The following is an 11,118-nucleotide window of genomic DNA, read 5'->3' as shown; positions in this document are numbered from 1 at the left end:
CGTTAATCCCACCTGCCAACCCAATCGGATCCTTCGATATGAACCGCCCACTGCTCGGGTCATAGTACCGATGCCGGTTGTAATGCAGCCCCGTCTCATGATCAAAGTACTGCCCCTGGAACCGAATCGGGTTCTGGATGCCCGCCTTCCTGGCTGCATCGCTAATGACTTCTTGCGCCGCTCCCCACGCCTTGTAATTTGCACTCCACGCAATCTCACCGGTTTGGTCAGTAAGCTCCTGCGGCGTGCCCAGGTGGTCGCACTGGTACCACGCCAAACTATCAAACGGTGTGGGCTGAATCTCGTACTGCCACAGCGGATCCTCATCGATGTCGTAGTCAGCCTCGGCATAGGCAGGCTGCTTGTGCAGGGGCAGCGTCCCGTGCGTGACGCCCTGGGCGATGGGGACGAAGCTGTTGGGTTCGTACAGATAGTGCGTGGTGCGGGTGCTGCCGGGTGACGGGTGGTAGGCGCCCTGGCGCATGATGTCGGCGTCGCGCCGGGCTTCCCAGGCGAGGGTGTCGCCGTCCCAGCCGTAGAGCGTGAGACCACACCCCAGTTCCTTGTTCACCCGTGCGCGTTCGTTGTGGATGTAGACGCTGCCAGCGCCGAGGGGCTCGAAGTAGACCGCCTGTGCGTGTTTGGTGATGCGCCGGCCGAGGGCATCGTATTGGTATCTCACGCTGAGGCGGTCGTCGCTGTAGCGGGTCAGGCGGTTGAAGAGATCCCAACTGAATTGGGCGGTCTGGCCGTTGACGGTGCGCTTGAGGAGGTTGCCGCGTGCGCTCCACTCGTAGTGCGTGCCGGCGTATTGCTTGAGCAGGTTGTCGACCAGGGCGGCTCGGCCCTGCAGGCGGCTGCTGGTTTCGGGTCTTCCCGTTGCGGGGTCTGCCGCGAAGGTACGCAGCGTGGGGTCGTCGAGCAGGTTGCCCGCGGGGTCGAAGTCGAACGTCTCTTGCCCGAGCGCGCTGTGGGCTTCGAGCAGCTTGCCGACTGGGTCATAGCGGTAGGTGAGGTTGCCGCGACGCGTGTCGTTGATGCCGGTGAGTTGCCCCACCGCGTCGTAGCGGTATTGGCGGCGGTTGACGTAGGCAGTGGTGCGGTCCAGATGCGAGAGCGTTTGCTCCAGCAGTCTTCCAGCGGTGTCGTACTTCTGCGTCTGGGTGAGGCGGTTGCCCTGGGTGCGTTGGGTTTCGCGGTGCAGGTCGTCGCGCTCGAAGCTGGCCAGTTCCTGACCGTCGAGCTGGATGCCGTGCACGTGGCCGCTGCCATAGGTGAGCAGGTCGATGCGGTGGCCATCGGGGCGGATGGTGGAGACGCGCTGGTTGAGTTCATCGTATGCATGGCGCCAGACCGCCACGCGCGGGCTGTCCAGTCCGCTGTAATGCTGGTGTTCTCGGATGACGTTGCCTGCGGCGTCATGGAACCATTGCAAGCGGCTGTGGGCGTTCTCAGCAAGGACGAGGCGGCCGTTGCCGTCGTAGGCGAAGGTTTCTGTTTGCTTGGTTTCGTATTTGTTGGTCTTGGGGTCGAGGATGCCAGCGCCGCGCTGGGTCAGTCTTCCCAGAGCGTCGAACGTGTAGCCGGTGGCGAGGGTTTCGGCGTCGACGGTGGTTTTGAGGACACCACTGGCAGCGTCGTAGTAGTACTGAGTCGCGTTGCCGTCGAAGCCGGTTTGTTTGAGCAGCCTGCCGACGGGGTCGTATTGGAAGCGAATCTGGCGGGCGTTCTCGTTGGTGAGGCCCGTTAAGCGGCCGAGCTTGTTCCACTGGTATTCGAGCACGCCGTGGGCGGCATCGGTACGGCGTGCAATCAGGCCGGCTTCGCTGTAGTCCCACGTCGTGCGACGGTGCAGTGCGTCGGTGTGAGCGAGCAGGCGGCCTTCGGCATCGCGCTCGAAACGCTCGGCGGTCTCATCGGGGTGGATGACCTTGGCGAGTTGCCCGGCTTCGTATTCGTAGCGGGTGACGCCGCCTGCGGCGTTGGTGACTTTCTCCAGGCGGCCACGCGGGTCGTATTGCCAGGTGGTGGTCTTGCCGGAGCAGTCGGTGTAGCTGGTGAGTTGGCTGGCTGCGTTGTAGCCGAGCTGCTTCTTCCCACCCTTGGCGTCGGTGATTTCGGTGAGCAGGCCGGCTTTGTTGTAGGCGTATTCGGTCTTGTTGCCGAGGGGGTCAACTTCTTCGGTAAGGTTGCCTTTCGTGTCGTAGTCGCGCTGCCACAGGCCGCCTTCGGCATCGCGGATCTTGATGAGCTGGTCGTGGTCGTCGTAGGCGTAATGGATGGCGCTGTCGTCGGCGCGGAGGTGTTCGACGAGGTTGCCGCGTTCGTCGTAGGTGAAGCGGTCGATGCTGCCGTCTGTGTGGATATGCTGAATGACGTTCTTGGCGTCGTCACGGAAGAGCCATTCTGAGCGGCCATCCGGGTGTTTGATGCGGTAGGTGTAGCCGAGGATGTCGTAGTAGTGCCGGGTCTCGTGGCCGAGCGCGTCGGTGACGTAGGTGAGGCGGATGTTCTCGTCCCATTCCAGGCGGGTGTCGAAGCTGCCGTCGTCGGCCCATTCGCGGATGGCTTTGGCGTGTCGGCCTTCGCCGTTCCACTGCAGGTTCATGCCCCGGCCAGTGCGGTCGGTGTAGCGGGTGACGAGGTGGTGCTGATAGGTGTAGTCCCAGTGCGCAGCGTTCTCGTCCTGCGCCATGACCAGATCACCCGCTTCGTCGTAGGTGTAGCGCGAGAGCTGGCGGACCAGTTGGCTATCCTTCAACTGCCAGAGCTCGGTGATACGGCCCGCTTCGTCAACGCGCGTGGCGATGTGCAGGTGGACGGTTTCGCCTTGGAGTGTGACCAGGTCCGAGAGCACGGTCTTGTCGCCCACGCGGTGCTCGTAATACAGCATCAGGGTGGCGCCGCTGCGCAGCCGGATGCCGGCTAGGCGGAAGGTGTCGCCGTGGCGGCGGTAAATCTCGGAGCGCTCGCGCCCATAACTCAGTACGAGTTCGGTGTCGGTGCGCCGGGTGAGCAGAACATCCTCAATTGCGTCGCGGTGTGATTGGCCGATGTCGGGCTGCGGGTAGGTGTGGCTGCGGCCGTCGGCGGCGTGGTAGCGCAGGCTGATCCGGCTGCCCTCGTGCGCCACGTCGAAGCGCGTGGTGTAGTCGGTCATCCAGCGCGCGCCCAGTGGCCCGTCATCGTAGGCCACGAGGCTGGAGCGGTAGGTGCGCGTCCATTCGATGTGAAACAGGCCGGGCAGGATGAAGTCGGTGTGGCTGAGCGTTTCGTCACCGGTAGCAAAGCTGATGCTACGGGAACTGCCTGCTGGCGCGGGGCAGTTCTTGCAGCCAGGGCTGCTTTTTGCCTTGCTTTCCTTGTTGTGGCTCTCCAACGGCTGGCCGGGTTGGGTCTTCTTGGCTTGGCCCGTCTTATTGGCGGGAACGTTGGTGGCCTGGTGCGCGCGGGCTTTTTTCCAGGCGGTGATAGCGGTGGCCAGGAGCGCAAGCATGGCCATAAGGCCTTGCTGGGTCTTAGGGGCGGCCAGCGTTTGCATGGCTTGGCGCACTTGGGGGGCGTAGGCGCGCAGCTTTGCGAGGGCGGCGGCGAAGCTGGCACGGGTGTCTTCCTTGACGGCAACCTTGCTGACGGTGTTGAGCACTTCCTTGCCGGCGGCCTTGTAGACCTGGTATTCGCCTTGGAGGAAGTTGACGATGGCGGTCTTGGGGTCGTGCAGCAGGGTCTTGCCGGCCACAGCCATGTGCTGCTGGGCGCTGCGCACGTTCACGCTGCTGTCGAGCTTGCCCGAGACGGCTCGCTCCAGACCGTTGGCCAGCTCCAGGAGCATCTTCTCGCCTTGCACACCGGCATCGGTGAGCAGTTCGGTGAGCTTCGCCTGGCTCTGTGTGACGAAGTTCTCGATGTCGCCAACGATGGTGGCGTTCAGGTGCGTGGCCAGGAGGGCGACGACAGCGTCCCCCAGGTTGGCCTTGAGCCGTTGCTCGGCCTGACGAATCATCTCCTCGCGCACGAGGGCGAGCATGGGGCGCAGGCTCATGCGCGCGGCGGCGGTGCCGGTCGGCAGTGGGAGAACGCCAATCAGGTTGATGCCGAGGCTCGCCCACATCAGGACGTCGGGGGCTTTGGGCGAGCGCATCATGGTGACGATGTCGTCCAGCACGTCGGTCAGGGCAATGATGTTGCCCACCACGGGCAAGCCGCCCGCGACGTTCTTGATGCGCTCCAATGTGACTTTGCTGCCGGTTTGTTCTTGCAGCCATGCATCGAAGCCATGTGCGCTGACTGCGAGGTCTTGCACGGTGATGGTGTTCAGCGGCGCGACGGCGACCGGGGAATATTGAGATGCGGTCATGTAGGGCGTGAATGCGGGGTCTGAAGGCGCGTGGACATCAGCCGATGCGCGCGGTGCGCAGGCCGGCGGGTGTGGAGGACGGTGCGCTTGACGCCGGCAAGGCGAGTGAGCCTAGCTGGCCCGTGCTCGCGTTGGCCAGCACCGCTGGCGCGGTGCGCACGGCCTGTGTGGCCTGCTGGACTAGTTGTGCGAATTGCTTGGCTTGGCCAATGGCCGATTGCGTGTCAGCCAGGAGCTTGGCGCTCGCTTCGGCACTGGCACCGGTTTGCGTGGGGATGGTCTGGGTCGCAATGTGACTGGAGACGGCCCAGGTGTCGGCCTTGTCCGCACTGAATGTCACTTTGGCCGGACCCGGAGATACGCCGCTGACCGACGCGAACCCCTTGGAGTTCAAGGTGCCTTTGACGACCTTGCCCAATGCGTCTTCAACGGTGAAGTCGCCTTGCACGCCGTGCTGGGCGGCGTACTCGTGGAACAGTTCCAGATTGCCCTTGCCGGGCTTCGGTTCACCCGGAAACTGCGCGGTCTGCCGGGCACCGGTGGTGACGGTGTAGCCACCAGCGTGAACGGTGTAGGCGGCTGGCGTTTTGTGCGTGATGCCCCCAGCGCTATACGTGGTCCCGCTGCCGCCCCCGCTGATGACGAGCTCTTGCTTGGCGCTGATGGTGATGCGGTTGGCGGTAGCCTTGATGTCAAGCTTGGCGAGCAGGTTGATGCTGTTCTGTAGCGCCCGCAGGTCGATGTCGCCGCTGAAGGCGATGAGCCGGTAGCCCAGGCTTTGAATGAAGATGCGCACGCCCCGGCTGACGCTGGCGATGAGCTTGTGGCCGACGGCGAGACTGGTGTGGCCAGTACTTGATAGCGCAAGGTGCTCGCCGGTGGCCAGGTGCATCGATTGCGCCGTGGTGGCTTCGATGCCGGCGGGGCTGGCCAGGACGAGGTGCGGTGCGCTGAGTTCGGGGAAGCTGCCGCTCCCGGCGTTGGCTGCACCGCTGCCCCGGATGTCGTCGTTCTGCGCCTTGATGGCGCGGGCGACCTCGGCTTGGTCCGTCGGGTCTTGTGCCTCATGTTCTTGCGCGAGTTCGGCAAAGGTCTCTTGCTGGTCGCGCGCAACGGTGAGGCGTTGGACGGTTTCCGCCAAGTCCTTGTGGTGGCCTTGGGCCTTGAGCCGCGCTTCGGTGGTGAGCAGCAGGCCATTGGCCCGCACGACGCCCTGGGCGTCGGTGCGCAACTCGAAGCCTTCACCGCGTTTGTCCTTGCGGCCCTGGCCGCGCAGGATGCGAGTGATGAACCCCAGGCTCAGGCTTGAGTTCTGGTGATCGCTTTGTAGTTGCGTCTGGATTTGGCCTTGGGTGTCGTCCTGGACAAAGGTGTTGGTCCTACCCCCGTGCAATTCCTTGCTGACGAAACCAGAGAGCGCATGGTGCCCTGGCATAGGCCACTGGGGCATGTTCTCCCGATTAGGGACGCGCCCGGTAATAATCGGGCAATCCGGATCGCCATTGAGGAAGTCGACAATGACTTCTTGCCCAATGCGTGGAATCTGGATGGCGCCGAAGCGCTCACCCTGCCAGGGAGACGACGCTCGCACCCAGCAGGAACTGTTTGCATTGCGTTGACCGATGCGGTCCCAGTGGAACTGCACCTTGACGCGGCCGTATTCGTCGCTCCAGACCTCCTGGTTCTCCGGACCTACGACGGTGGCCGTTTGGGGCCCGGTTGTCCTCGGCTTGGGCTGGGTGCGCTCGGGGCGGAAGAGCTCGTTGCTGGGCTGGGCGGTGAAGCTCACTTCGCAGCGCCACGCTGGATTGCCGCCAGAAGATTCGGGTACGTCCTCAATCAGAAGCTGGGCGCCAACGATGAGGTATTCGCGGTTGGCCTCGCTCTGGACGAAGTGCGTGAGGGTGAAGGTGCAGCCTGGGACCATCGCACGCACGTTACCGGCACCCCGGGCTCGGCGGCCGTGCTGGCGCAGGGCCTCCATGCGCATGCGGGCGATCTGGTCGCCTTCCTTCCAAGGGTCGTTTCCGGTAGTAGGCTGGCTGTGGTCACCGGGCCATTCGCGCACTTCGGCATTGGCGTGGGCCGTATCGAGCGGATCGGCGGCGCGGACGGTGAGGTCGGCGCTCGGCTTGACGAAGTCGTAGTCGGTGGCCGCCCATTGGCCCGAGACGACTTTGTCGTGCAGCTCGAAGGTGTGCAGGTGTTCTTCGTCGATGCGGTCGGAAGACGGCTGCCAGCGGATGGTCTGGTAGGCGGGGCTGGCGAATGGACCAAACGCGCCGTTGCCGTCGGTGAGCACCAAACGATGTTTGCCGCCCGAGTGCTCGATGTGCCAGGCGATGCCCCATTCCTGCGTCAGGCGCTGGAAGAACTCGAAGTCGCTTTCGTTGTATTGGACCTGGTAGTCGCGCCTGGGGTAGCGGGCGATGTCGAGCCGGCGTTCGACGGGGAAGATGTAGCCACCCAGCAGCGCATCCAGAATCTCCACCACGGTCTGCTGCTGAAAGATGCGTGTGTCGCGGTTGAGCGTGGCAAGCCAAAGCCAGGGGCGCAGCGTGAGACGATATTTGAGTTGGCGGCCACCATGGACCGGGATGGGACCGACGATGTCGGTGACGAGCCCGCTGATTTGACGGGTGCCGGCGCCAGTGCCGTCCAACGCGATGGTGACAGTGAGTTCCTGGCCGCGCAGGGCGTTGGTGTCGAGGTTGGCGCCAGGGCCGTAGAGGACGTTGCGTTCGTCGGGGGTCTTGAGTTCGACTTCGTACTCGAACAGTTCGCACAGCCGCTCGGTGCCGGAGAGCTTGGAGAACACCAGCGCCGGTTTGCCCAGAATTTCTGGCAGGCCGTGGCCCGTGACGGACACTGTGCGCGTATTCAGCAAAGCAAGACGGTTGCCCATGGGCGGCGTTCCAACAGAAGTCATGGAATCCGCGCTTGGCAATGAGCCAACCGGCAGCCAACGCGGGAGAACTGGCAAGGCTAGCTTGCGCGGTCTCCGACTTCTATCAACCCAACAAGAATTCACATGTTGATGGCGAGTCGACGGCCTCCTTGCGGTCGAACGTTCAATCCGCGGCGAGTATCGACGTTGCCTGCATTACGACCGAAGTCGTGGATGCGTGACGTGCTTCACAGCGGGCAAAGGGTGGGCGAGCCCAGGCAAGCCCCGGCACCGATGCTGCAACATCGGCACCAGCAGACCTCATGCGCCTGGGTCGCCCATGAAGTCAGCGTTGTTGCTGGAGGTGTTCCGGCGTATGGGCCGCGCTTGTTGCGCATGCGTTGCCGGCAGCGTTGCGGTTGAACACCGCGTGTGAGCTGGCGGCGTGGGAGATCGAGCGGGTCACGGCATTCCTCTTCATGTGATGAACGGAACCGCGCCCAACCCTTGGGAGGGGTGGGCGAGCACAGGCAGGTTTGGAACACCGAGACATAACGATCGGCACGGCCGAAGCCGTACAAGCCTGGCTCGCCCAATGAGGGAGACGAAGCCAAGCCATAGCGGTTGAGGACAAGCACCTATGCTCGGCGCTTGCCCGTTATGTCCGAGGGTTCCAAGCCTCGGTCGCTTTCTCTATGGCACGGAAAACGATGGCGCAGAGTGTACCGATGGCTGCTTCGTCTGAGCAGGGGCGAAACTATAAATCAGAATTGGCGTATGTCGGGCAGTCCGTCACCGACCCCGTCAGTCAGACATCTACCCTCACAGACTGCTCCAATGTCGCGGTCCCTCCGGCCATCAATCCAGCGATCGTGCCTTCCTGAATATCGAGAATCACTTTGATCGCACTCGGAGATGGCGGCAGCATCAGTTGTCCTTGTTCTATTGTCATCACCCGGTGCTTGACGCCCATTTTCTCGTATAGAAAGCAAGCCAAAGGGCCTGCTGCTGTGCCGGTTGCCGACTCTTCATGAATCCCGAATCTTGGTGCGAACATGCGCGCTCCTGCTTGACGATCAGCAGTCCGCGTTGATGTCGAAAAGAGGTAATAGCCGATCAGGTCGAGTTCCTCGCTAATCGCTTCGATCGCCCGCTGATCCGGACGGATTGCAGCGACGGAGTATTCGTCGGGCAACCCAACGATAAGAAAGCTGTTGCCCGTGTTGACCACGGTCGGTTCTGCCATGCCATAGATGTCCTCCAGCTTCATCCCAATCGATCTTGCAATTCGCGCAGCGAGATCGGATTCCTGCTTGATTGGGTGATACCCGGGAGGCTGCTGTTGCATCAAGATAACGTCACCGTCAACGAGAACGGTCCTGCAGCCATCGATCGTCTCTTTTGACAGACTTCCATCGGCGACCCTACCGAGCTTCCTCAGCAGCGAGAAGGTCGCAATCGTCGCGTGTCCGCAGTGAGCAATCTGGCGCGTTGGCGTGAAGAACTCGAGTTTGATCGTCGCTATGCCCGACTTCGACACGAAGGCTGTTTCTGATAACCCGACTTGCCTGGCAACTTCCCGCTTCTGGTCAACGTCGAGCGCATCAGCGTCAATCACAACCCCCGCGGGGTTTCCCCCGCTCTCTCCGTCAGTCAACGACCTGACGATCTGTACATCGATTCGCATTGATTCTCCACATGCCAACGGCACGCAATAGCAGCCGAAATATCGCCCGGATTCTCAACGATATGGCCGGGGCCGTCGAGTGCCCGACATGCTTGATCGCCGCCACCATTTGCAAGTGAGCGGTGCCCGCGCATTCGATTGCTTTCTCTACGCGGCGTCTGGCATCTGCAACTATTGCCGCAGACCAAACAACCCTTGCCAGAACGACTCGAACGCGGTCGCGTGCCGCTGGGGCGAAGTCGCCTCATCGGGTTGGGGCGTCGCTTCGCTGTCGGGCGTGTCTGTGGTGGCCGCGGTGTCGCGTCGTGCTTCCTGCAAAGCCCACACGCTGTCGGCAATGCGCGCGGCAAGTTCTGCATCGCAGTCCCGGCCAAGCAGCACGCCGAAAAGGACGTCGCGATTGTGGCCTGCGTCGGCAAAGCGCATGGCGATGGCGACCATCTTTTCGTAATGCGCCTGCGCAAGGCGTTCGCGCTCGCGTTGCGCTTCCCGCTCCTGTGCTTCCTGTGCCTCTTGCTCGGCTTGCCAGCGCTGCATTTCCTGCGCGAATACCTCGTCGTAGACCCGGCGCTGTTCAGCATCGGAGAGGATCGCGTAGGCTTCGCGAATTTCCTGGAACGCCGCATAGGCCTCGGCTTCGCGGCCGGGGTTGCGGTCTGGGTGCCACTTCATTGCGGCGCGGCGGTAAGCGCGCTTGATTTCGTCCAGGGTCGCGTTCGGCTGCACGCCGAGGGTCGCGTAGATGGTGGTCATGTGCGGTGTGGCGGCTGCCGGGGGGGAAGGTCATCCTAGCATGGGAGTGTGTTCATGCTGACGGGCCACCCACGTCACAACGCGCTCTCGAGCCCTGTTGCATCAAAGCATTCTCACGTATATAGTTAGCCAAATGGATAACAATGGAATTGCGCTAGACGCGGTATTTCACGCGCTTTCGGACCCAACGCGCAGGGCGGTTATTCAACGGCTCGGCGAAGGGCCCGCGACGGTCAGTGAACTGGCGGGGCCATTCGACATGGCGCTGCCGTCGTTCATGAAGCACATGCGGGTGCTGGAAGGCGTCGGGCTGGTCCGCTCGGAAAAGAGCGGACGAATCCGGACGTGCATGCTCGAGCGCAAGAAGCTGGCTGCCGCCGAGCGCTGGTTTGAGCAACAGCACGCGATCTGGGCAAGCAGGTACGGCAATCTGGACAACCTCTTAGAGAAACTCCAAGGAGAAGGCAATGAAGGCTGATCTTCGGTTTGATTTCGTGGTCGACATGCAAAAGAGCAGCCTCACGGTGAGGCGAGAGTTCGCGGCGAAGCGCCAGCTTGTGTGGGATTGCCATACGAAGCGCGAACTGCTCGATCAGTGGTTTGCGCCCAAGCCGCTGACCACCAAGACCAAGCATATGGAATTCAAGGAGGGCGGCTACTGGCACTACGCCATGATCACCCCTGATGGACAGTCGTTCTGGAGCCGTCAGGACTATCAGAAGATCAACCCGATCGACGGCTATGCGGTTCTTGACGCCTTTTCTGATGAAACCGGCGCGGTGAATCCGGATCTGCCCCGCGCACGCTGGGATGTCACCTTTACCGATGCGAACGCACGCACCCTTGTGACCACTGTGGTGCTGTACAACTCGCCGGAGGATGTGCAGAAGGTCATCGACATGGGTATGAAGGAGGGCATGACCTCCACCCTGGAGCGCCTCGACGAACTGTTGCTGACCCTGGCGGCGCCAGGCGCGCTGGCCTGAAACAGCGCTCGCAGATGAAAACGCCCCGACCTGTTCGGGGCGTTTTGCGTTGAGTGTCGCGTGATGCGCTTCAGGTGACGGTCAACGTTCCATTCATCGTCTCGTGGCCCGAGCCGCAGAAGATGTCGCACAGGAAATCAAACGTGCCGGTCTTGTCGGGCGTGAGCGCCAGCCGCACGGTTTGACCCGGCACCACGTCGGCCCGTACGTTGAAATCCGGAATCGAAAAACCCATCAGGATGTCCTGCCCGGTCAGTTCGAAGACCACCGGCACACCGCGCTTGAGCGTGATCTTGTCTGGCGTGAACGTGAACTTGCGCGCGTGTACGCGGATGACCGTCGGGCCCTCGCCGTGCGCAACACAGGCGAGCGCCGCACCCGCTGCGAGCACGGTGAACTGGCGCAGCGCCAGCCGGCGCTTGGGGTTGTGTGCAATGAGAGGGCGCAT

The 11,118-nt window shown here is 62.5% G+C and carries 7 protein-coding genes; 2 read left to right on the top strand and 5 right to left on the bottom strand.

What is annotated here, in order from left to right:
- The 4 genes from ACTJK4_RS20095 to ACTJK4_RS20080 all read right to left on the bottom strand — a co-directional run.
- Positions 1-4,357 (bottom strand): RHS repeat-associated core domain-containing protein (locus ACTJK4_RS20095; RefSeq protein ID WP_440818771.1); only part of this gene is annotated, 4,357 nt, incomplete at its 3' end.
- Between the two features lie 37 nt (positions 4,358-4,394).
- Complete coding sequence (locus ACTJK4_RS20090; protein WP_440818770.1) at positions 4,395-7,262, bottom strand: type VI secretion system Vgr family protein; 2,868 nt, start codon at positions 7,260-7,262, stop codon at positions 4,395-4,397.
- 790 nt (positions 7,263-8,052) lie between these two features.
- Positions 8,053-8,931 carry a PhzF family phenazine biosynthesis protein gene (locus ACTJK4_RS20085; RefSeq protein ID WP_433868390.1) on the bottom strand — a complete coding sequence of 293 codons (879 nt, stop codon included), beginning with the start codon at positions 8,929-8,931 and terminating at the stop codon, positions 8,053-8,055.
- Between the two features lie 171 nt (positions 8,932-9,102).
- Positions 9,103-9,684 (bottom strand): J domain-containing protein, encoded by a 582-nt coding sequence (locus tag ACTJK4_RS20080; protein ID WP_433868389.1) that lies wholly within the window; start codon positions 9,682-9,684, stop codon positions 9,103-9,105.
- A gap of 133 nt (positions 9,685-9,817) precedes the next feature.
- Here ACTJK4_RS20080 and ACTJK4_RS20075 point away from each other — a divergent pair, with 133 nt between their 5' ends.
- Both ACTJK4_RS20075 and ACTJK4_RS20070 read left to right on the top strand, forming a co-directional pair.
- Complete coding sequence (locus tag ACTJK4_RS20075) at positions 9,818-10,162, top strand: ArsR/SmtB family transcription factor (protein WP_102065625.1); 345 nt, start codon at positions 9,818-9,820, stop codon at positions 10,160-10,162.
- Entirely contained in the window at positions 10,152-10,670 is a 519-nt protein-coding gene (locus tag ACTJK4_RS20070) for an SRPBCC family protein (RefSeq protein ID WP_433868388.1), read from the top strand. Before ACTJK4_RS20075 ends, ACTJK4_RS20070 begins: the two co-directional genes overlap by 11 nt.
- Before the next feature lie 70 nt (positions 10,671-10,740).
- Here the strand turns inward: ACTJK4_RS20070 and ACTJK4_RS20065 are convergent, their stop codons facing one another.
- Positions 10,741-11,118: a cytochrome c oxidase subunit II gene (locus ACTJK4_RS20065; protein ID WP_322017939.1), complete on the bottom strand. Its 378-nt coding sequence runs from the start codon at positions 11,116-11,118 to the stop codon at positions 10,741-10,743.

Origin of the sequence: Ralstonia sp. 22111 (genome assembly GCF_052045895.1) — a bacterium.
GTDB classification, from domain to species: domain Bacteria; phylum Pseudomonadota; class Gammaproteobacteria; order Burkholderiales; family Burkholderiaceae; genus Ralstonia; species Ralstonia wenshanensis.
This window is presented reverse-complemented; position numbering and strand designations above follow the sequence as displayed.

Excerpts from the sequence above, each read along its gene's own strand:
- ACTJK4_RS20080 (WP_433868389.1), bottom strand. The coding sequence starts at position 9,684 with ATGACCACCATCTACGCGACCCTCGGCGTGCAGCCGAACGCGACCCTG.
- ACTJK4_RS20090 (WP_440818770.1), bottom strand. The coding sequence starts at position 7,262 with ATGGGCAACCGTCTTGCTTTGCTGAATACGCGCACAGTGTCCGTCACG.
- ACTJK4_RS20075 (WP_102065625.1), top strand. The coding sequence starts at position 9,818 with ATGGATAACAATGGAATTGCGCTAGACGCGGTATTTCACGCGCTTTCG.
- ACTJK4_RS20070 (WP_433868388.1), top strand. The coding sequence starts at position 10,152 with ATGAAGGCTGATCTTCGGTTTGATTTCGTGGTCGACATGCAAAAGAGC.
- ACTJK4_RS20085 (WP_433868390.1), bottom strand. The coding sequence starts at position 8,931 with ATGCGAATCGATGTACAGATCGTCAGGTCGTTGACTGACGGAGAGAGC.
- ACTJK4_RS20065 (WP_322017939.1), bottom strand. The coding sequence starts at position 11,118 with ATGCGCCCTCTCATTGCACACAACCCCAAGCGCCGGCTGGCGCTGCGC.